The organism is Ruegeria sp. CDSA021, assembly GCF_059612325.1.
Window position 1 is genome coordinate 1 of the sequence record NZ_JBXWQJ010000013.1, and the last position, 23454, is coordinate 23454.

The window sequence follows — 23454 nt, forward strand, 5'->3', positions numbered from 1 at the left end:
GTTTTACCATGGTCAACGTGGCCAATCGTGCCGATGTTGACGTGCGGCTTATTACGCTCAAACTTTTCCTTTGCCATTCCTCAGGCGCCCTTTTGCGATTTGGGGGACCCTTGGTCCCGTGGTTACATCTGCGCGCGCGAGATATTTGGTTCAAAGGGGAAAATCAAGCACATCCTGCCTGAAAAGCGAGCTAAGACGCCGGATTTTGAGTGAGTTCGACAGATTCCAGCGGCTGGATCAGGTCAGGCCGTCGGTCGAACCAGCCGTTTTCCTTGTGTTCTTCGGCCAGCCATTCTTCGACTCGGTCGGCAACTTTCAGTGCAAGACCGTCCATTTGCTCTTCTCTCGTGCGGGTGTGACCCGAGCCGGCCAGAGCACTTTCACCGGTTGTGTCTTCAAGAACCTGAAACTGTTTGCCCTTGGCCAGGAACTCTTTCTTACGGACGTCGTAGACGTTCACCAGAACAATTGCCGTGCTTTTTGGATTATAGATCACGGGCACGCCGGGAGGGGCCAGCATATAGCCTTCAAGACTGATACCGATGTCATATTCCTGTGCGCCCACGTAGCGACCCAGACGAATGTCCACCGCGTTTTGAATGGCATCCTCCCACTCCTTTGGAGTGGCGTCCCGCGACACCGGTCCTTTTTTTGCTTTTTCAGCAAAAGCGTAATTCACGCGCAGTTTGAATTCCCCAAGGCTCTCGGGTTCTTCGTACACCTGCGTCTGCGTACACGCGCCCATCAGGGCCAATCCGGTAATCAGGGTCAGAATTCGCAACATGTGTCTCTTCTCGATAGGCCTGTTTTACGGGATGTAGCGCACCGACACGGCCTGTGCAAAGTCGTATCGGCAGAAATTGACTGTTGTGGCCGCCAGATCACGAAAACTTATAGTCCCGTGGGAAGCCATAGGGCGGCTTTTTCCCGACGCTCGCACGCTTGGCCAGCCACTGGGTCATATCCGCCTCGTGTCTAGTCTTGTCACCACCCATTGACCATTTCAGGCCCTCTTCCCAATTGAAGGTCGTAATATCCGACAACCCGCCATCCAGTTCCAGCGTGCCCTGTCGCCCTCGCGCCATGTTGTATTTCTGCAGTCGTACGCCCTTGCCGCGAGTCATCTCGGGCAGCTCTTCTGCCGGGAACACAAGGAACTTGCCGTTCTGAGACACCACGGCCACATGGTCCCCTGCAACCGGTTTGCAGATCATCGCCGTTTCGCCGCTTTTGACGTTCAGCACCTGTTTACCGTTGCGGGTCTGGGCCAGTACGTCATCCTCGGGCACCATGAAGCCATTGCCTGCATCTGACGCCACCAGCAGCTTGCGCCCCGGTTTGTGGATCAGGATGTCGATGATCTGTGCTTCGTTCGGCAGATCGACCATCAGGCGCAGCGGCTCTCCCATGCCTCGCCCACCGGGCAGATTCGCGGCGCTGAGCGTGTAGAATCGCCCGTTCGAGGCAAACACCAGCAAGCGGTCGGTGGTTTCCGCATGGAAGATGAAACGCGGGCCGTCGCCATCCTTGAACTTCAACTCGCGCTTCAGGTCGATATGGCCGGTCATGGCGCGAATCCAGCCCATCTCAGAGCAGACAACCGTGATCGGTTCCTTGTCGATCATTGCCTCAAGCGGCACTTCCTCGACCTGACCCGCCTCGGCGAATTGAGACCGACGCGCGCCGCCTTCGTAGTCTTTGCCAAAGGTCTTCTTGGTCTCTTTCAGCTGCTCTGCAATCTTGGCCCATTGCAGCGCCGGATCTGCCAGCAGATCTTCGAGATTTGCGCGCTCTTCCATCAGCGCGTCACGTTCGCGAACCAGCTCCATCTCTTCCAGACGGCGCAGGCTACGCAGACGCATGTTGAGGATGGCGTCGACCTGAACCTCGGACAGCTCGCCCTCGCCCGGTTTCGGCGAGACATAGTCGGCCTCGCTGGTGGCGCGGACGTGGTCGATGCCCCAATCCTCGCGCATCAGCGCCGCCTTGGGGTCGTCGTCGTAGCGGATGATGTCGATCACACGGTCGAGGTTCAGGAAGGCAACGATAAAGCCCTCCAACACTTCCAAGCGATGGTCGATCTTAGCCATGCGATGACGCGATCGGCGCAGCAGCACCTCTTGCCGGTGATCAAGGAAGGCACGCAGAACTTCCTTCATCGAGCAGACCTTGGGCGTCACACCGTCGATCAGCACGTTCATGTTCAGGCTGAACCGCACCTCAAGGTCCGAGTTGCGATAGAGCATTCCCATCAACACCTCGGGGTCCACGTTCTTGGAACGCGGCTCGAGGATCAGGCGGATGTCATCAGCAGATTCGTCACGGACATCGGCGAGGATCGGGATTTTTTTGGTCTGGATCAGTTCCGCGATCTTTTCGATCAGCTTGGATTTCTGAACCTGATAGGGGATCTCGGTGACCACGATCTGCCACTGGCCACGGCCCAGATCCTCGACCTCGAACTTACAGCGCAGGCGGAACGACCCGCGCCCGGTGCGATAGGCCTGCGCGATATTCTCGGACGGTTCGACAATGACACCGCCGGTGGGGAAATCCGGACCGGGGACGTAGTTCAACAGCGTATCGTCGCGGGCATCCGGCGTCTTGATCAGATGCAGACAGGCGTCGCAGAGTTCCGAGATATTGTGCGGCGGAATATTTGTCGCCATCCCGACCGCGATGCCGCTGGACCCATTGGCCAGCAGGTTCGGAAACTGCGCAGGCAGCACGACCGGTTCCGTCAGTGTGCCGTCATAGTTGTCGCGGAAGTCGACGGCATCTTCGTTCAGACCCTCAAGCAGCGCTTCGGCCACGATGGTCATCCGCGCCTCGGTGTAACGTGAGGCCGCCGGGTTGTCGCCGTCGATATTGCCAAAGTTCCCCTGCCCGTCGACCAGCGGGTAACGGACGTTGAAATCCTGCGCCAGGCGCGCCATCGCGTCATAGATCGCAGCATCGCCGTGCGGGTGATAGTTACCCATCACGTCGCCCGAAATCTTGGCCGACTTACGGAATCCTCCGGTTGCACTTAGTCGCAGCTCTCTCATCGCATAGAGGATTCGCCGGTGAACCGGCTTCAAACCGTCACGCGCGTCGGGCAAGGCCCGGTGCATGATGGTGGACAGAGCATAGGTCAGATAGCGTTCGCCAATCGCGCGGCGGAGCGGTTCGGCTATCTCGCCCCCATTCTCAGGGGTCTCCATGTTGGGGTCGTCGATGGTATCGTTCATATATGATGTGATACGACGCAAGCGCGTCTTGGTAAAGCAAGCTGCAGGTATTTAGCTGGGGACAAGTCGCGCTTTTTGCAACAGGGGGAGACAGGTGGTTGTTTTCCCCCGTTTTTCGACTCATCGCTGAAAATATGGTAAGCTTTCATCAATTGAACTGCTGCCTTTTTATTGATGTTACGATTACCATTGGGGGATGGCCACAATGCGCCTGTTGCTAGTTACCTTTGCCGCTCTTGGCTGGACCTTTTATGTGATGAGTGGAGGTCCCGACTTCGAACCGCGCGGCATACGCGAAGCCGAACCGGAACGTGTTGCTATTGCGCCGAAACCAGTCCGCCCTGTTATCGAAACCGCACCAGCGACGAGCCTGGTAACAAAAGCATCCATCCAGCCCGAACATGTACCCTTACCCACACCTGAACCCACAGTGGAGCCGGATGAAGCCACGGCCCAACTGGGTGAAGAGGAAACCAAAGCACTGCTGTCGCAGGTCGCAGCAGGGCTGAGGGCGAATCCTTCGCTTTTTAGCGATGAAAACGTGACCCTGACCTTGGCTTCTCTGGAAGAAGGCGTGTCTTCGCTTGAACAGGTTGCGACCGATGCTGAGTTGCCAACCGTTGATCTGCCCGCACCCCTTGAAGCCCCAAAAGACATTCGCGAGATTTCGGGCACCCGCGTAAACTTGCGCGATGGCCCTGGGACCATCTACCCAATCATCGGCAAGGCTCGCATTGGCCAACAGGTCGAAGTCTTGAGCGAATCGGGCACAGGGTGGTTACGCCTACGCGTGTTGCCCGAGCAACAAGTTGGATGGATTTCGGCATCACTTGTCCGGAAAACAACAAACTGACGTCCGAGCATCATTGCCCTGCCACAAACCCCGCCATAGCTATGGGTGGGGTTCAGGTTCGGAAGGCTCATGCAGAAATCGATACTCATTACAGGATGCTCTTCTGGCATAGGCCTGGATGCAGCACACGGAATGCGTGCACGCGGCTGGCGTGTCTTTGCGTCCTGCCGTCAACAACGCGATTGCGATCGTTTGCGTGCGCAAGGCTTTGAAAGCCCCAGAATCGACTATACCGACACCGAAAGCATCACGTCAGGATTATCATCTGTGCTTGAGGCCACGGGCGGTACTCTGGATGCCCTGTTCAACAACGGCGCCCATGGTCTGCCAGGGGCGGTCGAAGACGTTCCAACCGACGGATTGCGCCATATCTTTGAAACCAATGTCTTCGGATGGCATGAGCTGACACGCCAAGTGATTCCCGTCATGCGGGAACAGGGCCATGGCCGAATTGTTCAGTGTTCTTCGGTTCTGGGCCTTGTCGCCTTTCCCTGGCGCGGAGCCTATGTCGCCACCAAATACGCCATCGAGGGCTTGACCGATACGATGCGGTTGGAGTTGCGCGATACCGGGATTCACGTCGTCCTGATCGAACCTGGACCAATCACCTCGAAACTCAGGGAAAAAGCAATCCCGATGTTCGAAAGATTCATTGATTGGGAAAACTCGGCCCTACGTGCAAAATACGAAGCCTCGCTGTTGAAACGGCTCTATGAAAGCAACGGCCCAGATCGATTCGAGCTGCCCGCCTCAGCCGTGACTGACAAACTGGCTTACGCGGTAGAAGCCCGGCGCCCGAAGCCGCGCTATTACGTGACGACGCCGACCTACATCGCCGGCCTTCTGCGCCGAGTTTTGCCCACCAAGGCCACCGACCGCATACTGTCAGACATCTGAGACGAAATTTCCCGTTCGCTTTTTGACGCCCTGACGCTAGATGGGGCATAATCGAAAAAACCGGACGGTGACTTGTAATGGACCTTTTGATGGTCGTTCTGCTTTTGGCCATGGCGGCGGTTGTCGTTGTGTTGGCCTTAGGCATCGCGAATTTCGGCAAAGGCGGCATGGAAGCCGCAAAGAAAAGCAACAAGATGATGCGGCTGCGCATCCTCTTTCAGTTCATTGCCGTGGTGCTGATCGTGCTTTTCGTCTATCTGCGCGGACAAGGGGTGCAATAAATGGTCGTTCTCAACAAGATTTATACGCGCACGGGCGACGACGGCAAAACGGCCCTGGGCAATGGTGAACGTGTGGCCAAATACGCAGGCCGCGTTGCCGCCTATGGCACGGTGGATGAGTTGAACGCCTTTGTGGGCGTGGCCCGGTCCGAAGCCGAAGGTGAAGTCGACGCAGCATTGTCTCGCATCCAGAATGACCTGTTCGATTTGGGCGCGGATTTCTGCCGTCCCGATATGGATAAGGATGCCGAGGCCGACTATCCGCCCCTGCGCGTCATACCTTCTCAGATCGACCGGCTCGAGGCCGAGATTGATGCAATGAACGAAGCGCTGGAACCGCTGCGCAGCTTCATCCTGCCCGGTGGCTCGCGTCTGGCCGCGCATCTGCACGTGTGTCGCACCGTATCGCGCCGGGCAGAACGTCTTGCCGTCGAACTGACGAATATAGAGCCCGTCAACGCCGTAGCTGTCAAATATCTCAACCGGCTGAGCGACTGGTTCTTTGTGGCCGCTCGTTGCGCAAACACCAACGGGAAAGACGACGTTTTGTGGGTTCCGGGCGCGAACCGCTGAAGGCGGCGCGGTGGCCAGTGGACACCATGGAGACCGGAAAGGCGAAGCCCCAGCCAGAAGGCTGGGCGTGAACTGCAGACCACGAAATACCAATTCTGTGGGTAACAATCTTTCGCCTTAAAGCAAAAAAATTGCGAAACGCGACGTCCCGGCGGCATGACGTGACGATTTTGCTCTGTTGCGCCACTGCGGCAGGCGCTATCTAGTCCCTCGAGAGCATTGGTGGAGTCGCCTTCGCGGCTTACCGTTTTTTTGAGGAGAAAGCGCTACAATGAAGGTACTGGTGCCTGTCAAGCGCGTGATTGACTACAATGTGAAGGTCCGCGTGAAAGCGGACGGTAGCGGTGTTGATCTCGCCAATGTCAAAATGTCGATGAACCCGTTCGACGAGATTGCTGTTGAAGAGGCGATTCGCCTGAAAGAAGCAGGCAAGGCTGACGAAGTCGTTGCTGTTTCGATCGGTGTGAAGCAGGCGCAGGAAACCCTGCGCACCGCGCTGGCCATGGGTGCAGACCGCGCCATCCTGGTTGTAGCGGCTGACGACGTACACACTGATATCGAGCCTCTGGCCGTTGCCAAAATCCTGGCCAAAGTGGTTGAGGAAGAGCAGCCCGGCATCGTTCTGGCGGGCAAGCAGGCGATCGACAACGACATGAACGCCACCGGCCAGATGCTGTCGGCCCTGCTGGGCTGGAGCCAAGGCACCTTCGCGTCCGAGCTGGACATCGAAGGCGACGCTGCCCGGATCACCCGTGAAGTCGACGGCGGTCTGCAGACCATCAGCGTCAAGATGCCGACCATCGTGACCGTCGATCTGCGCCTGAACGAGCCGCGCTATGCGTCGCTGCCCAACATCATGAAGGCGAAGAAAAAGCCGCTGGACGAGAAAACCGCCGCCGATTACGGCGTCGACGTCACGCCGCGTCTGGAGATTGTCAAAACCGACGAACCCCCGGCACGCGCTGCTGGTATCGTTGTGGGCTCGGTCGACGAGCTGGTCGAGAAACTCAAAGAAGCGGGGGCTGTGTAATGGCTGTACTTCTGCTTGCCGAAGTCAACAACGGTGAACTGGCGCTGGATGCGACCGCAAAGGCCGTGACCGCTGCGAAAACACTGGGTGACATCACCGTTCTGGCCGCTGGTGGCTCTGCCGCCGCTGCTGGGGAAGCCGCCGCCAAGATCGATGGCGTGTCCAAGGTTCTGGTGGCCGAAGATGCCTCGCTGGGTCATCGCCTGGCGGAATCAACCGCAGCCCTGATCGTGGGTCTGGCTGATGGGTACGAGCATATCGTTGCCCCTGCCACCACCGACGCCAAGAACGTGATGCCGCGCGTGGCCGCGCTGCTGGATGTCATGGTAATCTCGGATGCGTCCGGCGTGGTCGATGGTTCGACCTTCGAGCGCCCGATCTACGCGGGCAACGCGGTTCAGACGGTGAAATCGAACGACGCCAAAAAGGTTGTCACCCTGCGTACCGCCAGCTTTGACGCAGCGGGTGAAGGTGGCTCGGCGGCGGTTGAAACCATCTCGGTCGGCGACAACCCGGGTCTGTCGTCCTGGGTCGAGGACAAGGTCGCCGAAAGCGACCGTCCGGAACTGACCTCGGCCGGTGTTGTTGTCTCGGGCGGCCGTGGTGTCGGCTCGGAAGAGGACTTCAAACTGATCGAGGGTCTGGCCGACAAGCTGGGCGCTGCTGTAGGCGCATCACGCGCCGCTGTTGACTCGGGCTATGCTCCGAACGACTGGCAGGTAGGTCAGACCGGTAAGGTTGTTGCACCGGACCTGTATGTCGCTGTTGGCATCTCGGGCGCGATCCAGCACCTGGCTGGCATGAAGGACTCAAAGGTCATCGTGGCGATCAACAAAGACGAAGAAGCGCCGATCTTCCAGGTCGCCGACTTCGGACTGGTTGCAGACCTGTTCCAGGCCGTGCCGGAACTCACCGAAAAACTCGGCTAAACCCAAGATTTTGACAACACGTCTTCAAAGGCCCGCCAAAAGGCGGGCCTTTTCAGTTCAGGTCGCGCAAAACAGGTAACAGTTTCGCGGCAATCTCTCTGTGCGCAGACGGGCCAATCACATGCTCAGCCATCGGCTGTTGCAACGTCCCAAACAACACGTCCTCCAACGCGTCTGACTCCGCCGCCACGCGAACCGAGCATTCAACAACGCTGGTACAAAGGGACCGAAGCTGTTCGATCATCGCGGCATCCGGTAAGACAGGATCGCTATGCATACCCGTCTGCCTCTGCACATGCAGCCAAAGCAGAATGACCGGCGGCTTTATGCGGCGTATCAATTCTGAACAAGCGCGCAACCAAGCGTCTCGCAGTTCTTGCGCGACAATTTCGAAACGGGCGTCTTGGTTAGTGCGCAGCCGATCCAACAGATGCCGCACAAAATGGACTTCCGTGAAATCGACCTCCGGATATAGTTGTACCAGATCGTGCGAGGGCTCCAAGAAACGATTATTGCGGCGCGGGTGCACCCGGTAGAACCGGTTCGACTGGCATGGCAGATCGGGTGCCTGCAATACGCAAATCTCTGACGCTTTTACCAGCTTCAATAGTGCCGGATCCCGCAGCATGGCCTCAACACCACAAAAAAGGCTGCCGAAATTGATGCATGGCAGCTTCAACCGTTTCCCAAGCTCGGCTGGAAACGGACGCTCCACAAACCGGCCAAAGGTTTCCTCTCCCCCCAGGCAGGCCACATATGGCTCGCACAAATCACCCGGTGGCCCCCTAAACCACAACTTGGATTCCTTGTATTGACAGGCGGCCTCTCCTCCGCCACCAGATTGATGAAAGCTCATATCAAGCCGCCCGTTTTTTCACCCGGTTGCCATCTTGCGGCCTTAGGTGTTGAGAAAACCCTAATGCGCGCATTTGAAGCGAAATTGACAGGTTCGATCCCCTTGCCGCCTGCCCCGCTCTGCCGATACTGTCGCGATAACCTTCAGGGCAGAGGCAGCTGGACATGGAAATACAATCGGTCGGAGTAATTGGCGCGGGTCAGATGGGCAATGGGATTGCCCATGTTCTGGCATTGGCGGGATACGAGGTCTTGCTGAACGATGTCAGCCAGGACGCGCTGAATAACGCCGTGACTATTATCGAAGGCAACATGGCGCGCCAAGCCTCTCGCGGCAAGATCAGTGACGACGACATGCAGGCCGCCTTAGAACGGATCGCGACCACGTTGGAACTACCCCGTATTGGTCAGACCGATCTGGTCATCGAGGCCGCGACAGAGCGGGAGACAATCAAACAGGCAATCTTCGAAGACCTGCAACCACATCTGCTGCCACATACAATTTTGACGTCGAACACATCGTCCATTTCAATCACACGCCTGGCCAGCCGCACCGACCGGCCAGAGCGGTTCATGGGCTTTCACTTCATGAACCCGGTGCCTGTCATGCAACTGGTGGAACTGATCCGCGGCATTGCAACGGACGAAGAAACCTTCAGCGCCTGTAAGGTCGTGGTCGATCGCCTTGGTAAAACGGCCGCCAGCGCCGAAGATTTCCCGGCCTTCATCGTCAACCGGATCCTGATGCCGATGATTAATGAGGCCGTTTATACGCTGTATGAAGGCGTCGGAAGCGTACAGTCTATCGACCAATCGATGAAGCTGGGCGCGAATCATCCCATGGGGCCGCTGGAGCTGGCGGATTTCATCGGACTGGACACCTGCTTGGCAATCATGAACGTCTTGCATGATGGGCTGGCCGATACCAAGTACCGCCCCTGTCCGCTGCTGACGAAATATGTCGAGGCTGGCTGGTTGGGCCGCAAGACCGAACGTGGATTCTATGACTATCGCGGTGAGATTCCGGTTCCGACCCGGTAGTTCGGGGGCCAGCCCCCCAACCCGGGATAATTAGCCCGAAAGAGCGCTGATCAGGTTTTGCTTGATTTCACCAGAGCCATGGTGTGGTTTCTGAGCCAGGTCATGAAACCACGCGGGTCGCGCTCTAGCAGTTCCATGTCCTGATCTGAGATCGGATCGCCGATGACTGGCGACTGCGGTTTATTGCAGGACCGGACGATCTCATGCAGCAGCAGACCCTGTCGCAGGATCGGCGACAATTTGTTGGCGATCTGGTACGAGCGCGAGTTTCTGCCCGGGAAGAAAATCGGCACCACCTGCGCGCCCGAGCGGCGGATCATCTTGGCCGTGAACACGTTCCATTCTCGTTCGATAGCAGGGCCAAACCAGCTGTCCGAAGACATCACCACACCCGACGGAAACAGGGCCACTACACCGCCGTTCTTCAGGTGTTCCATGGCCTTACCACGCATCTCCAGCATTTTGGCCTGTGCCTCGGGGTCGTGCGGGAAAGGAACCGGGATCATGAAAGATGTCGCGGCCTCATCAAGACCGGTCAGGACCGAGCGGGTCAGAATACGATAATCGCTGCGCACCTGTCCGATCAGCTCAGCCAGGATCATACCGTCGACCATACCGTGCGGATGGTTGGCAACAACCACGACAGGGCCGGTTTTGGGAATGCGGGCAATCTGTTCTTGCGGTGTGGTCAGGTCGATTCCCATAGTCTTGAGGGCACCACCCCAAAACCGCTGGCCGCGATAGTATTCGTTCTTTCTTTCGAACTTGTTGACCATGCGCAGAATGGTCAGCTTACCAGTGCACCATTCGATGGCCCGAATGGCGGTCGAAGTCCAGGCATCGTCAAAAGAGTTCGCATAGGTCAGAGTTCTACGGTCGTAGATCTCGCCCTGATCTGCGGTCCCATCCACCACCGGGCTTGTCTTGGTCTCGTGCGTCGTTTCCGCCAATTCCTGGTCTTCCCGTTCTTCCTGTCCCGGCGGGGTGGCTTTAGAACCCCTCTCCGAACTTGTCGTTCACAAGCGTTTCCAGAGCTTCTGCCAATGCCTCAGCATCCGGCCCGGACGTCTCGACGTCAATAGTTGTTCCGCGCGATGCTGCCAACATCAAAAGACCCATGATACTGTCGCCTGAGGCAGAAAGTCCGTCTTTTGACACCTCGGCATGGGCATCAAACCCTTCCACGACCTCGACCAGCTTAGCCGAGGCGCGGGCGTGCAGGCCCTTTTCATTGATAATTTTAAAGCTTCGGTTGGTCATAGTCGTCAATCCGGTTTCATTCCAATGTCACATTTTGTGCATTTATGTATTTCCGTCCAGCCTCCATGGCCTGACGCACGGCATCGCCGATGGGCAGGTGGCGGCTTTTGGCCAATTTGATCAGCATAGGCAGGTTCGCACCATAAAGAATCCGCCGATCCTGAGGGGTGCAGGCCCTTAGGCTGAGATTCGACGGGCTTCCTCCAAACAGATCTGTGACGACAACAACCCCATCGCCCATGTCCACGCTGTCGGCGGCTTGGCAGATCTCGGCCTGTTTTTCATCGCGGTCGTGCTCGGCTTCGATGGCGATAGCCATCAGACCGGGTTGCTGCCCGACCACATGCTGAGTAGCGGCCAGGTATTCCCGGGCCAATCCCCCATGCGCAACGATCACGATTCCGATCAATCCGACCTCACATTCAACGTCCGGCGTTCCATCTCGCGATGTCTAATTGCCACTTGCTGACCGCCCTCTGCAAGGGCATTTGCGACTGCTTCTGCCATTGCAACAGATCTGTGTTGCCCTCCGGTACACCCAAAGGCCACAGACAAATGCGCTTTGCCTTCGGCCCGAAATGCGGGCATCAACAAGGTCAGCAAATCCATCACGCGGTCAAAAAACGGCAAATAGGTTGTGTCCGATTGCACATAGTGCGCGACGTCCGGGTGTCGACCATCCGCCGCACGCAGTTCTGGGCGCCAATAGGGATTGGCAAGGAACCGGCAATCGAACACCATATCCAGCCCGCGCGGCAGCCCGCGCTTATACGAGAAGGATTCGATCGAGACCGCAAGGTGCCGCCCGCCTTTGGGGGCAAACCAGGTCTCGACCTCTTCGCGCAAATGATGGACGTTCAGAAGACTGGTATCGATCAGCGTATCCGCAATCTCGCGGATCGGGGTCAACAGTTCTTTTTCGCGCTGGATGCCGGTTTCGGGGCCGGCATTTCTTGCGACCGGGTGACGGCGGCGGGTTTCCGAAAACCGACGCAGCAGGACGTCATCGCTGCAATCCAGATACAAAACGGTCAGATCCACGTGCGCCATCCGGCCCAGCTTTTCGGCAAGCTCAATAAATCCGATTGTCGAGAAGTCCCGATTGCGGGCATCAACGCCCAGCGCCATCGGACGGTCGCTGTCTGCACTATCGAGCAGACGCAGTAGCAGCCCCATCGGCAGGTTATCAATGGCCTCAAAACCAAGATCTTCCAGCACATGGATAGCGGTGGACCGGCCTGCCCCGGAAGGGCCAGTGACCAATACGATCCTCCGTTGTGAAGTCATGTTGTCGGCCATTCCGGATTTACACGCCCATCTCTTAGCAACTGCATCAACGCTGCAGCCAAATTGGGGACACCCGCACCTCGAAGCAAGGGAACAGTTTGCCTCAGGACCTGAACGGTGACCTGTTCGGGCAAGCGCTTGGGTTCGCTTTGATCCAGATCCACCACATAATCCAATGGTACCGCCCCGGTCGTCCGGGCCATGAGCAGGCCGATATGGCGCGCCTCGATCAAGCCGCGGATTTGCGGGACAGCGGATGCGAAGACCTGATCGCCGCGCATTTCAAGGGTCACGCGGTCATCTGCAACAAGCTCTGCGCCATAGGCCATCATCTGCAACATCAGCCCGGATTTCCCCGTGCCTGAAGCTCCGATAGCCAACATCCCTCGTCCGGCAACAGACACGCAGGAGGCGTGAATACACGCCTTGTCCCGGTCTTTGGCGTTTGACAGCAAAGCGGCTTGCATCGGTTAAACGGGCAACCCCACCACAAAGCGCGCACCCAGCGGATCCGAAGTGATATCGGCCTCGGTCGGGCGGATGTTCTCGGCCCAGATCACACCGCCATGTGCCTCGACGATCTGCTTCGAGATCGCAAGCCCAAGGCCCGAGTTGTTACCGAAATGCTCTGCCGGACGTTGCGAGTAGAAGCGCTTGAACACTTTGGTCAGTGCCTGCTCGGGGATGCCCGGCCCGGTGTCTTCGACCACGACAAGCACGCGGTTGTCGCGCTGACGAACCCAGACGCGAATGGCGTCGTTTTCCTCGCAAAAGGATATGGCGTTGGTAATGAGGTTCACGAAAACCTGCGCCAGCCGGGCTTCGAGTCCGTCAATGATGATCGGTTCTGGCGGCAGGTCGGTGATGTAATCGATGCCTTTGGATCGGGCATCTTCACCCAAGTACTGACCCAGATTGCCCAGCAATTTAAGCAGATCAAAGGGCTGCTCTTCTTCCTTGACCAATTCCGCATCCAGACGCGACGCGTTCGAAATATCGCTGACCAGACGGTCAAGACGCCGGACATCATGTTCAATCACGTCCAGCAACTTGTCTTTTTGGTCCTCACGCTTGACCATGCGCAGCGTGCCAACTGCAGATTGCAGGCTGGCCAGCGGATTTTTGATTTCATGCGCCACGTCAGCGGCAAACTGTTCGTTTGCGTCTATCCGATTATAGAGCGCAGTCACCATACCGCGCAGGGCGCGGCTGAGCCGTCCAATCTCGTCCGGGCGCGCACTGAGGTCCGGAATGCGGATGCGACCGGGATTGACCCCTGTGCCCCGGTCCTTGCCCATTTCAGCCGCCGCCGCTAGATCCGCCAACGGGTTGGCGATGGTCGAGGCGAGCACAAGGCTCAGGCCCACAGAAACCAGCAGGGCCACCACGAACATCTGAAGGATACGTTCCTGTTCGCGGCGGGCAAGTGCGTCGATCTCACCTGCCGGGCCTGTGATGGCAACGGCTCCGGCAAAGGTATTTTCGGATAGGATTGGGGCAGCGGCAACGATCACCGTTTCACCAGCCTCGTCCGAAACCGCCTGAACCTGCGCTTGTCCCGCAAGCGCCTGCGGAATGATTGCCTGCACGCGCTGCGCCAATGTCGGGGATTCTGCTTCGGTCGACCAATTGAACAGTTTGGACAAACCGATCCAGACCGCGTTCAACGTGTCGCTGATTACAGTACTGCCGGTCTGCAAGTCAGAATCAGAGCGTAGTAGAACCGGCATTTCGGATGCCTGCGGCGCTCCACGTGTCCAACCGATCAATGTACCACTTGCGTCGTATACAAAAACTTCACCGCCTTCGGGCAACGTCAGCCCTGAAAGCGTATCTTTGACGTCCAAGCTTCCAGCATTTTGGGGCGCGCTTTGAGCACCTTGGCGCAGCTGGGTTTCAAAGACGTTGCTGACCAGCTGCGCATCGCCCAGCAGATTGCGTGCGGTCTGCTGCACCTTCTCTTTCCGCGAATCGTCTAGATAGAGCAGCCCAGTGACCAGAATGACCAGGGCGATCAGATTGAAGGTGATGATCTTGCGCGCCAAGGGTGAGCCGCGCAGAGAATACAGGCTTCTCCGGGACCTCTTCTCCCTAAGCTCGGCGGACTCGGAATCTTGGGGGATGACCCAATCATCCCCGAGAACGACATCGCCGTCGCGCATTTCTGTGGCTTCTTCAGTGTCGCGCACGAGAGCCCATTACCTCTTGCAGTCGTCGCGCCTATTCTTCGTTGTACCGGTAACCGATCCCATACAGGGTTTCGATCGCCGAAAACTCGGGGTCGGCCGCGCGCATCTTCTTGCGTAGGCGTTTAATGTGGCTGTCGATCGTTCGGTCGTCCACATAAACTTGATCGTCATAGGCCACATCCATCAGTTGATCGCGGCTTTTGACAAAGCCAGGACGCTGGGCAAGCGCCTGCAGCAGAAGGAACTCGGTCACGGTCAGGGACACATCATTCCCTCTCCAGCTGACCGCATGGCGCAGCGGGTCCATTCGCAAGTCGCCGCGCTCCATGACTTTTGTATCATTACTGTTGGCTGCAACCGCATCACCGGTTGTCGCCTCTTGCCGACGCAGCAATGCCCGGATGCGTTCCACCAGCAACCGTTGCGAAAAGGGCTTTTTCACATAGTCATCCGCGCCCATGCGCAGGCCCAGAACTTCGTCGATTTCATCATCTTTCGACGTCAGGAAGATCACTGGCATCTGCGTTTTCTGACGCAGCCGCTGCAGCAGATCCATGCCATCCATGCGCGGCATCTTGATATCGAGCACGGCCATGTCCGGCAGCTTTTTGTTGAACGCATCCAACGCGGCCTGGCCATCATTATAAGTTTCAACCTCGAAACCTTCGGCTTCGAGCGTCATGGATACGGACGTCAGAATGTTTCTGTCGTCATCCACCAGTGCAATCTTTGACATCGGGCTCACCCCTATTCCTGCTCACTCACGCAATAATTCGCTTATTTGTAAGGCATTGTTGGCGGTTTTAAGACGCCGAATCAATCCGTAACCTCGAATCGTGCCTTTGTTGCGGCAGGTCTGCGGCATATTTGCCTTGATGCCCGCAAAAATCTGCCTGCATTTCGAACATTGAAATTGTGATGGCGCTAAACTCGGACTTGGTTGCGCTAACTGCGTCAACCCGCCTGTTCATGCCCCAAACGACCGTGATAAGAGGCGCCCAGCCGCCGGTTTTCCGGCTCACTGCCCCAATGGCGCTTCCGGGTCACACCCCGTGCGCCGCCACAGGAGAAGACACACATGACATCTGGACGGGTTAACCCGCAATTCCGCCTCGAAGATCAGGGCATCGAGGGTCTGGGCAATGTCTATTATAACTTCATGGAACCGGCGCTGATCGAAGAAGCGCTGAAGCGCGGCGAAGGTACACTTGGCAATGGTGGCGCATTTCTGGTCACGACCGGCAAATTCACCGGTCGCTCACCCAAGGACAAGCACGTCGTCAAAACCGACAGTGTCGTCGATACCATCTGGTGGGAAAACAACGCCGAGATGAGCCCCGAAGGCTTTGACGCGCTGTACGAAGACATGCTGGCCCATATGAAAGGTCGCGACTATTTCGTGCAGGACCTTGTCGGTGGCGCAGACCCAGCATACGCAATCAATGTACGAATGGTCACAGAGCTGGCCTGGCACAACCTGTTCATCCGCCACTTGCTGCGCAGACCAGATCGTGAGGATCTGGACGAGTTCACCGCAGACTTCACCGTCATCAACTGCCCCAGCTTCCAGGCCGACCCGGCAAAACACGGCTGCCGCAGTGAAACGGTGATTGCCCTGAACTTCGATCGCAAGCTGATCCTGATCGGTGGCACAGAATATGCTGGTGAAAACAAGAAGTCCGTTTTCACTTTGCTGAACTACATGCTGCCCGAAAAAGGCGTGATGCCGATGCACTGCTCGGCCAACCACGCCGTTGGCAACCCGGTCGACACCGCCGTGTTCTTCGGCCTGTCTGGCACTGGCAAGACCACCCTGTCCGCCGACCCGTCACGCGTGTTGATCGGTGATGACGAACATGGCTGGTCGGATCGCGGTACCTTCAACTTTGAAGGTGGGTGCTATGCCAAGACGATCAACCTGAACGCCGAGGCCGAGCCCGAAATCTATGCAACCACCAGCAAGTTCGGCACCGTGATCGAAAACATGGTCTTCGATCCCGAAACAAAAGAGCTGGATTTCGACGACGATTCGCTGACCGCGAACATGCGTTGCGCCTACCCGCTGGAGTATATTTCCAATGCCTCCAGCAGCGCCTTGGGGGGGCATCCCAAGAACATCATCATGCTGACCTGCGATGCCTTTGGTGTTCTACCGCCGATCGCGCGGCTGACCCCGGCGCAGGCGATGTATCACTTCCTATCAGGCTTCACCTCGAAGGTTGCTGGGACCGAACGCGGCGTCACCGAACCGCAACCCACCTTCTCGACCTGCTTTGGCGCACCGTTCATGCCGCGTCGGCCGGAAGAATACGGCAACCTGCTGCGTGACAAGATTGCCCAGCACGGCGCGACCTGCTGGCTGGTGAATACCGGCTGGACAGGTGGTGCTTATGGCGTGGGCAGCCGGATGCCGATCCGGGCCACTCGTGCCCTGCTGACCGCCGCACTGGAAGGTTCGCTGCGTGATGCCGAGTTCCGCAAGGATGCAAATTTCGGCTTTGACGTACCAGTCTCTGTACCGGGTGTTGCCGAGGTTCTGCTGGACCCACGCCGGACCTGGGACGATCAGGCCGCGTTCGACAAGCAGGCCGAGAAACTGGTTAAGATGTTTGCTGAGAACTTTGAGCAATACCTGCCGTTCATTGACGACGACATCAAAGCTGTCGCAATTGGCTGACAAGGTGTTGGAAAAGAAAACAAGGGGCCTGTGGGTCCCTTTTTCGATGTCGACGACATTTAGTTTTATCAACTAGTGGTTGTATGTCACAAAAAGCACATACAAGTTCGTTGTGTCAAATTGCGATCTAAGGTACCTGTACGTATCGAAGAAACGAAAAAGCCCGGCACATCAGCGCCGGGCGTTGACTGAAAGAACTTTGGGGCTGCTCATATGCGCACACTCACAGCGCTGGATTGAGCAACCTAATCAGGTACCTAGTGTAGGTAAATGGGGATGAGTGTCAACATGGGACCTGCTGATCAGCATTATGGTCAGCGTGGCGCGTATCGTCGCAGAAGGGCGGCAATTGGCACAGGAAATTGTAGGTAAGAACATGACGGAAGTCTCGAAGCTCACCGAACTTCGCAAACTGATGCAAAGCATGGAGAGGACGCTGGGTCTGGAAAAACTATCTCCGGTTGAGCGCGATATTTATTACGCCGCCGAAGAGCTTTCCAAATCCGACCAGGAAGTGCGCACGTTTGGTTTGATCGAGCATACTCTGGTCCAAAGCGTGTCACGCCCGACCTTTTTTCGCGCTCTGAAATCGCTGGTGAAAAAAGGGTATCTTTCGCAGAGCGGCAGCGCAAACCGGGGACGGTACATCGTTCATGCACCCAGATGACGCCAGTCAGACACGCGAGGTGCGATGATCGCCCTGCGTGCCTGGGCGATTGAAACGGCAGCGGCCTCGTTGGCCTATGTGGCGGCGTCCGCCCTGACTTTCACCGTTCTGATGCCTCTTCAGAACTTGTATTTTCCGGAATATCCAAGCCGGGCGAGCCTGTTGTTTCTTCCGCATGGTGTGCGGGTTCTCTGTGCATGGCTTTTAGGATGGCGTGCAATCTTTGCCCTATTGCCAGGCGTGTTCATCGTCTTCGCTTATCTGGGGGGCTCGGACGTATTCCTGCCCAGCCGTCTGCTGGCCATTGCCATTGCAGTCACCACGGTTCCGGCAGTGTTCTATTTGTTCAAGGCTGTGGGATGGGACCTGTTCCCGCGCCCTGATCGGAAACCCTGCTGGATTTGCGTCATGGGTGTGGGCGTCATTACATCCGTTCTCGTTTCGGCACTGACCAATTTGGTCTTTGGCAGCGCAACGGTCGAATACATTGCCTTTCTCATCGGAGATATCTCTGGCCTATTCTTTCTGATGCTGGGGCTTTATTTCGCGTTCCGCTTTGTCGACAAGCGCCCGGGTTAAGGCATCAGCCCATCAACCCGCGTCGCAGCAGGTTCAAACCAACCACCAACAACACAAACAGGGTCGCCTTGCGAAAACTGGCCTGATCGATTCGGTCCTGCAGCTTGGTACCGACCCACATCCCCGCCAAAGCGGGAAGGATCAGTATGGCGGAAAACGGTAGTGTTTCTGCCCGCAAGATGCCGGACCCCAGATGAGCGGCAAGCAACAGCACCGCCCCAAGCCCATAAATAACACCTTGAATACGGATCTGTTCCTTTTTGGGCGTGTTCAAGGCCATCAGATAAGCAACTGTTGGCGGCCCCCAAACACCTGACATACCGCCAGCAAAACCTGCCACACCCCCAACAGCAGCCTCAATTCTGACCGATGGTTGGTTCAGAACAAGCCGGACCCCCAGCACCTGGAACAAACAGAATACCGATACCATGCCACCGATCAGAAGCAGCGAGACGGAACCAGGCATCATTGTGACAAGTTGCGCGCTCAGGACCAACATGAGGCCACCGACGATCAGGAACACCCGAAAGCTCAGGATCGAGGAATAGGCGGCCGCTGCGCCACCGCGCAGGGCTTGAAGTCCATTTGTCACAAGTGTTGGCAGAATAAGCCCCGCCAGGGTCAGCTCCGGGGTAAGAAAGGAATTCAGCCCTGACACCATAACCATGGGCATGGCGAAACCAACGATGCCCTTGATCCATCCGGCGGCAAACGCAACGGCCATGGCAAACATCAGGTCTTGCGGAGAAAGAATGGAAAACAAGGTCATTCCCTCTAGATACCATCTGGAATTTCTTCTGCATTGCAAAAATGATCGAGTAATATTTGAACTTTTCTGCTGCGTAATAAGTATTTTTGTTGCGCTGCACGTGCAGCATGATATGACCAGACGACCGAGGAAAGGACGCGATTCATGGCCCACGACGGACAGGATATGACCGAGATGACAACTGCTGCAGTTTTGCCCGATCTTCTGGATTTGACCCGGACCGCCGTGCCAGCGGTAGACGCGGTGTTCGAAAAAGCCCGCGAGTCGGTGCGTGGCATGGTCACTGCGGATGGCCGCGTTTCCGGCGCATTGATCGAGGCGAACCAGACTGCCGCGCATGGTCTGGCTTGGCTGGCCACCTACGCTCAGTCACTGCAACAGATGCAACGCTGGGCCGAAGCTCTGCATGCCGATGGTAAGTTCGGCGAGGTCGAACAGCTGTTGCACCAGATCGCTTTTGGCGAATATCTGCATCAGGTCGCCGGCGGCATTCCGATGAACCAGGGCGAAGTTGTACGCCTTCAGGATATGGGCCTTGGCTGGGACGCGCTGTCGGGCTTTCAATCGACTGAAGTGCAGACCTTGATGGCGCAGGCCAACTCTCAGGCTGCGCGCAGCCGTTTGGTCGAATTGATGCAGGATCAGGCTGGCGCCACCATGTTCGGCACCTCGGGGTTGGACGAAGAACTTGAGATGATCCGCGACCAATTCCGCCGCTATGCACAGGAAAAGGTCGAACCATACGCCCATGATTGGCACCTGAAAGATGAACTTATCCCACTGGAGATCATCGAAGAACTGGCCGAAATGGGCGTTTTTGGCCTGACCATCCCCGAAGAATTTGGCGGGTTCGGCCTGTCCAAAGCCTCGATGTGCGTGGTGTCAGAAGAGCTGTCGCGCGGCTATATCGGTGTTGGCTCGCTGGGTACGCGGTCCGAAATTGCGGCCGAGTTGATCATTGCCGGTGGCACGGGCGAGCAGAAAGCCAATTGGCTGCCAAAACTGGCCAGCGCCGAAATCCTGCCCACTGCCGTGTTCACCGAGCCCAACACCGGGTCGGACCTTGGCAGCCTGCGCACGCGCGCTGTGAAGGATGAAAACGGCGATTATCAGATCACCGGCAACAAGACGTGGATCACCCACGCCGCACGCACCCACGTCATGACCCTGCTGGCGCGGACGAACCCGGACAGCACCGACCACCGCGGCCTGTCGATGTTCCTGGCCGAAAAGACCCCGGGCACCGACGAGAACCCTTTCCCAACCCCCGGCATGACTGGCGGTGAGATTGAAGTTCTAGGCTATCGCGGCATGAAGGAATACGAACTGGGCTTTGATGGCTTCCAGGTCAAAGGTGAAAACCTGCTGGGTGGTGAAGAAGGCAAGGGGTTCAAGCAGTTGATGGAAACCTTTGAATCCGCCCGCATCCAGACCGCCGCCCGCGCCATTGGCGTGGCGCAAAGCGCGCTGGATATTGCCATGCAATACGCGATCGACCGCAAACAGTTCGGCAAATCGCTGATCAACTTTCCGCGCGTCTCGGGTAAGCTGGCGATGATGGCGGTTGAGATCATGATTGCACGTCAGCTGACCTATTTCAGCGCGTGGGAGAAAGACCACGGCCAGCGCTGTGACCTGGAAGCCGGTATGGCCAAGTTGCTGGGCGCCCGAGTGGCCTGGGCCGCCGCCGATAACGGGCTGCAGATTCACGGCGGCAACGGTTTTGCGCTGGAATACAAAATCAGCCGCGTTCTGTGTGACGCGCGCATCTTAAATATTTTCGAAGGGGCTGCTGAGATTCAGGCGCAGGTCATCGCACGCCGGCTGCTTGGGTAACTTTTGTCAGCACCCCGTTTCCCCAACTGGCCCGGCCATTGCGCCGGGTCTTTTTCTTGGCTTGGTGGCTTTGCACACACAACCGCCGCCAGAATTTCAGCGCGTAGAAAACGGGATACATCCGGCGCTCGTCCGCTTTAAGGCGCTCGGCTGTGCAAACTTCCCCTTTGCATCTGTTTTGAACCCCGGTAGAGCACCCAGCGAAACAGGCCCCGGCCGAGGAATGGTGAGCATAAAATGACCCGACAAATTTTTGCGCTTTGGGCGACCCTTGCTGCACTTGTACTTGGCGGTTGCGCCGTCAGTCAGCCGACCACCACCCAAAGCGATATCGAAGCGCTGGCACAAGCCATCCAGTCGCTCGGGCCCCAGGTTGATCCCGTCGAAGCGCAACAGGCTGCCACGATCTCCTACACCTATTCCCAACAGTTGGCGCAGGAATGGAACATCACTGATCCAGCCATCATTCACAACGCCAAGATCGCCAACGGCTTTCGCGAGTTTGGCCTGTGCAATGATTGGGCGCAGGCCATGACCGCGCGTCTGCGGCAGGAAAACTTCCGTACGCTCGATCTGCATTGGGTCACGTCGCCGCCGACGCAGTTCCGTATCATCCATCATTCAGCGTTGATCAGCGCGAAGGGGGATTCGATGTATGACGGCATCATCCTGGACCCGTGGCGGAACAGTGGGGCGCTGTACTGGGCGCCCGTGCGCGAGGATACGAAATACAACTGGAGGCCACGACTTGAGGTGCGGCAGGAATTGCTGAGCGGCGCGATCCCCTATTGAGGTTTTCGCGACACCCCGAATGGATTAAGACCCTGAAATGATCCGCCTGATCCTGACCCTGCCCCTGCTGGCCCTGTTGCAATGTGAACAGGACGAAACCGTCTCCGCCTATGGCGCGGCTGGGCAGACTTGGGTGTTGCAGGAAATTGATGGGCGGCCCTATGAGGCCAGCGCACTGTTGCGCTTTCCAGAAGAGGGTAAGATTGCAGGCAATGCCCCCTGCAACAGCTATGGCGGCACTCTGAACGCGCCCTACCCCTGGTTTGAGATAAAAGACCTGAACGCCACGCGGGCTGCGTGTGCAGGGCTTGAGGCCGAAGGGTTTTATTTCGCCGCCCTCTTGGTCATGACCCAGTCCGAAGTATCCGGCGACGTGCTGATCCTGCGCAATGAGAACGGGAATGAGATGGTGTTCACAGCCGCCGAGTGACCTGATCCACGAACCGCGCCCGCGCCTCGGGCAGCGGATTATGCCCCAGCGACGGGGCGACTCGGTGTTCAAGGAAATATCCGGTCGTGCGCAGGGCGTCCGCGATCTCGGTGTCCGGCGCGGTGCCTTCCCCGCGCAAGCAGGGCGGCAAAGGCAACAGCTTGTCCGCCCATTCGCCGGCCCCGTTCGTACTGACGGCGCGGCCCGTTTTGGGTGAAACGTAAACCAACCCTTCTGTCACACCGGTCACGGCGCAAACGGTCAGGTCAAGACCAAAGCCCAGCTCATCCAGCAACGCGATTTCCCAACGCAGATAAGCCAGCGGCCAGATCTCATCCTGCCCCAGCAGGTCCATCAACTGTTCGGTTCTCTTGTAAAGGGCCGGATGCGGTTCGCGTTCGGGCAGGCAAAAGGACAACAACGCCACAACGGCATTGAGCCCGGACAAGGCCAATCGCCCTGAAAATGCCGCCGCCGCGCGGGACCGCAAGGGCTCGACTTGAAAGGTGCCGAGATGCTCTTCCAATCGCGCCCGCCACAGCACATCCAATTGCGCACCAGGTTGTAGAATGGGCGCGACCTTGCGGCTGGTCCCGCCGCGCACCACTCCAGCGTGACGTCCGTGAACCTCGGTAAAGACTTCGATTATCGCCGCCGTTTCACCATGGCGCCGAGAAGTCAGGAGTATGCCGTGATCGCGCCAGTCCAAAACTCAGCCCTGTTGCTGCTTGGGTTGAACCGCAGCAAATCCCATGCAGTGTTCGGGCGCAAGAGTAGAACCTTTACTGCCCCTATCGCTCAGGGCTTTTTTCAGAAACAGCCATAGTTTTGTGACTTCCTGCCAGCCACCTTGTGCGCATGCGCGCGCCGCCCCAACTGCGCTTCAAACGAAGGGGCCGCTCTATGATCGATGACGAACCGCAACCAGTTGCTTATTACGAAGAACGTAACATCTGGACTCATGATCCAACGGAAGCTGACATACATGTTTATGAGACATTTGCCTCGTCCGTTGTCGATCTGGTGCAGGTGCTGGACGACAATAAACTTATGCTATCAAGGGATGTTTACGCTCGGTTGTTCTCAGCATTGCTTCAGATTTCCAGAGTGTTGGGTGAGTACGAAGACGGGTGGAACGGAGAGCACAACGCGTGACCCATGGCCGTGAGACTGGTGCGGGATCGCACTTATCGCCTTTTTGTTTTTAAGGCCCTGCAGGATATCGCATTCTCACCGCCCCACAATTGGTTCAATTACGTCTCCAGAGAACTGCCTAACA

General features: G+C 57.4%; 27 protein-coding genes. 15 read left to right on the forward strand and 12 right to left on the reverse strand.

The genetic code is table 11. The annotated features are described in order from the left end of the window. Positions 1-182 (forward strand): hypothetical protein (locus tag AC2FLD_RS16485; RefSeq protein WP_496671158.1); only part of this gene is annotated, 182 nt, incomplete at its 5' end. 8 nt (positions 183-190) lie between these two features. Here AC2FLD_RS16485 and AC2FLD_RS16490 read toward each other — a convergent pair. Further along, entirely contained in the window at positions 191-784 is a 594-nt protein-coding gene (locus AC2FLD_RS16490) for a hypothetical protein (protein ID WP_050605193.1), read from the reverse strand. A gap of 97 nt (positions 785-881) precedes the next feature. After that, the gene (locus tag AC2FLD_RS16495; protein WP_496671155.1) at positions 882-3230 is read right to left on the reverse strand and encodes a DNA topoisomerase IV subunit A; all 2349 of its coding nucleotides are present in this window, start codon (positions 3228-3230) and stop codon (positions 882-884) included. 205 nt (positions 3231-3435) lie between these two features. Between AC2FLD_RS16495 and AC2FLD_RS16500 the strand changes: the two genes are divergently transcribed. The 6 genes from AC2FLD_RS16500 to AC2FLD_RS16525 all read left to right on the forward strand — a co-directional run bounded on the left by AC2FLD_RS16500 (position 3436) and on the right by AC2FLD_RS16525 (position 7793). Beyond that, on the forward strand, positions 3436-4083 hold the full coding sequence (locus AC2FLD_RS16500; RefSeq protein WP_496671152.1) for an SH3 domain-containing protein: 648 nt from the start codon (positions 3436-3438) through the stop codon (positions 4081-4083). A gap of 69 nt (positions 4084-4152) precedes the next feature. Further along, positions 4153-4980, forward strand: coding sequence for an SDR family NAD(P)-dependent oxidoreductase (locus AC2FLD_RS16505; protein ID WP_496671149.1), 828 nt, complete (start codon positions 4153-4155; stop codon positions 4978-4980). Positions 4981-5057: 77 nt separating this feature from the next. Next, positions 5058-5261 carry a twin transmembrane helix small protein gene (locus tag AC2FLD_RS16510; RefSeq protein ID WP_050605196.1) on the forward strand — a complete coding sequence of 68 codons (204 nt, stop codon included), beginning with the start codon at positions 5058-5060 and terminating at the stop codon, positions 5259-5261. Beyond that, the gene (locus AC2FLD_RS16515) at positions 5262-5834 is read left to right on the forward strand and encodes a cob(I)yrinic acid a,c-diamide adenosyltransferase (RefSeq protein WP_496671146.1); all 573 of its coding nucleotides are present in this window, start codon (positions 5262-5264) and stop codon (positions 5832-5834) included. 271 nt (positions 5835-6105) lie between these two features. Then, on the forward strand, positions 6106-6864 hold the full coding sequence (locus AC2FLD_RS16520; protein WP_050605198.1) for an electron transfer flavoprotein subunit beta/FixA family protein: 759 nt from the start codon (positions 6106-6108) through the stop codon (positions 6862-6864). Then, complete coding sequence (locus AC2FLD_RS16525) at positions 6864-7793, forward strand: electron transfer flavoprotein subunit alpha/FixB family protein (protein ID WP_496671143.1); 930 nt, start codon at positions 6864-6866, stop codon at positions 7791-7793. Before AC2FLD_RS16520 ends, AC2FLD_RS16525 begins: the two co-directional genes overlap by 1 nt. Before the next feature lie 52 nt (positions 7794-7845). On the opposite strand, the gene AC2FLD_RS16530 is transcribed toward AC2FLD_RS16525, so the two are convergent. Further along, a complete protein-coding gene (locus AC2FLD_RS16530; protein ID WP_496671140.1) occupies positions 7846-8649 on the reverse strand; it encodes a DUF6473 family protein in 804 nt (267 codons plus the stop codon). 164 nt (positions 8650-8813) lie between these two features. Here AC2FLD_RS16530 and AC2FLD_RS16535 point away from each other — a divergent pair, with 164 nt between their 5' ends. Next, complete coding sequence (locus AC2FLD_RS16535) at positions 8814-9689, forward strand: 3-hydroxybutyryl-CoA dehydrogenase (protein ID WP_496671137.1); 876 nt, start codon at positions 8814-8816, stop codon at positions 9687-9689. Positions 9690-9739: 50 nt separating this feature from the next. Here AC2FLD_RS16535 and AC2FLD_RS16540 read toward each other — a convergent pair whose 3' ends face one another. From AC2FLD_RS16540 to AC2FLD_RS16570, 7 genes are read right to left on the reverse strand one after another with little or no spacing between them, the layout of a single operon-like run. Next, positions 9740-10639, reverse strand: coding sequence for a lysophospholipid acyltransferase family protein (locus AC2FLD_RS16540; protein ID WP_496671134.1), 900 nt, complete (start codon positions 10637-10639; stop codon positions 9740-9742). Between the two features lie 40 nt (positions 10640-10679). Beyond that, a complete protein-coding gene (locus AC2FLD_RS16545; RefSeq protein WP_050605202.1) occupies positions 10680-10949 on the reverse strand; it encodes an HPr family phosphocarrier protein in 270 nt (89 codons plus the stop codon). Positions 10950-10965: 16 nt separating this feature from the next. Beyond that, entirely contained in the window at positions 10966-11358 is a 393-nt protein-coding gene (locus tag AC2FLD_RS16550) for a PTS sugar transporter subunit IIA (RefSeq protein ID WP_496671131.1), read from the reverse strand. Continuing rightward, a complete protein-coding gene (gene rapZ / locus AC2FLD_RS16555) occupies positions 11355-12236 on the reverse strand; it encodes an RNase adapter RapZ (protein WP_253276898.1) in 882 nt (293 codons plus the stop codon). The genes AC2FLD_RS16550 and rapZ overlap by 4 nt, the downstream gene beginning before the upstream one ends. Beyond that, complete coding sequence (locus AC2FLD_RS16560; RefSeq protein WP_496671129.1) at positions 12233-12703, reverse strand: HPr kinase/phosphorylase; 471 nt, start codon at positions 12701-12703, stop codon at positions 12233-12235. Before AC2FLD_RS16560 ends, rapZ begins: the two co-directional genes overlap by 4 nt. 3 nt (positions 12704-12706) lie before the next feature. Beyond that, positions 12707-14398 carry an ATP-binding protein gene (locus tag AC2FLD_RS16565; RefSeq protein ID WP_496671169.1) on the reverse strand — a complete coding sequence of 564 codons (1692 nt, stop codon included), beginning with the start codon at positions 14396-14398 and terminating at the stop codon, positions 12707-12709. 58 nt (positions 14399-14456) lie between these two features. Then, positions 14457-15161, reverse strand: coding sequence for a response regulator transcription factor (locus AC2FLD_RS16570; protein ID WP_050605206.1), 705 nt, complete (start codon positions 15159-15161; stop codon positions 14457-14459). A gap of 342 nt (positions 15162-15503) precedes the next feature. Between AC2FLD_RS16570 and AC2FLD_RS16575 the strand changes: the two genes are divergently transcribed. From AC2FLD_RS16575 to AC2FLD_RS16585, 3 genes are all read left to right on the forward strand, one after another. Beyond that, positions 15504-17102 carry a phosphoenolpyruvate carboxykinase gene (locus AC2FLD_RS16575; RefSeq protein WP_496671126.1) on the forward strand — a complete coding sequence of 533 codons (1599 nt, stop codon included), beginning with the start codon at positions 15504-15506 and terminating at the stop codon, positions 17100-17102. A 280-nt stretch (positions 17103-17382) separates the two neighbouring features. Then, the gene (locus tag AC2FLD_RS16580; protein ID WP_496671124.1) at positions 17383-17769 is read left to right on the forward strand and encodes a hypothetical protein; all 387 of its coding nucleotides are present in this window, start codon (positions 17383-17385) and stop codon (positions 17767-17769) included. A gap of 24 nt (positions 17770-17793) precedes the next feature. After that, the gene (locus AC2FLD_RS16585) at positions 17794-18348 is read left to right on the forward strand and encodes a hypothetical protein (RefSeq protein WP_496671121.1); all 555 of its coding nucleotides are present in this window, start codon (positions 17794-17796) and stop codon (positions 18346-18348) included. 4 nt (positions 18349-18352) lie between these two features. Here the strand turns inward: AC2FLD_RS16585 and AC2FLD_RS16590 are convergent, their stop codons facing one another. Then, positions 18353-19117: a sulfite exporter TauE/SafE family protein gene (locus AC2FLD_RS16590; RefSeq protein WP_496671118.1), complete on the reverse strand. Its 765-nt coding sequence runs from the start codon at positions 19115-19117 to the stop codon at positions 18353-18355. Positions 19118-19261: 144 nt separating this feature from the next. Here AC2FLD_RS16590 and AC2FLD_RS16595 point away from each other — a divergent pair, with 144 nt between their 5' ends. The 3 genes from AC2FLD_RS16595 (at position 19262) to AC2FLD_RS16605 (ending at position 22175) form a co-directional block, all read left to right on the forward strand. Then, positions 19262-20953: an acyl-CoA dehydrogenase family protein gene (locus tag AC2FLD_RS16595; protein WP_496671115.1), complete on the forward strand. Its 1692-nt coding sequence runs from the start codon at positions 19262-19264 to the stop codon at positions 20951-20953. A gap of 237 nt (positions 20954-21190) precedes the next feature. Then, positions 21191-21745, forward strand: coding sequence for a hypothetical protein (locus tag AC2FLD_RS16600; protein ID WP_496671112.1), 555 nt, complete (start codon positions 21191-21193; stop codon positions 21743-21745). Positions 21746-21782: 37 nt separating this feature from the next. Further along, entirely contained in the window at positions 21783-22175 is a 393-nt protein-coding gene (locus tag AC2FLD_RS16605) for an META domain-containing protein (RefSeq protein WP_496671109.1), read from the forward strand. Here AC2FLD_RS16605 and recO read toward each other — a convergent pair. After that, positions 22159-22884 (reverse strand): DNA repair protein RecO, encoded by a 726-nt coding sequence (gene recO, locus AC2FLD_RS16610; protein ID WP_496671106.1) that lies wholly within the window; start codon positions 22882-22884, stop codon positions 22159-22161. The genes AC2FLD_RS16605 and recO overlap by 17 nt on opposite strands. A 194-nt stretch (positions 22885-23078) precedes the next feature. Between recO and AC2FLD_RS16615 the strand changes: the two genes are divergently transcribed. Beyond that, the gene (locus AC2FLD_RS16615; RefSeq protein ID WP_050605213.1) at positions 23079-23330 is read left to right on the forward strand and encodes a hypothetical protein; all 252 of its coding nucleotides are present in this window, start codon (positions 23079-23081) and stop codon (positions 23328-23330) included. Positions 23331-23454 lie beyond the last annotated feature (124 nt).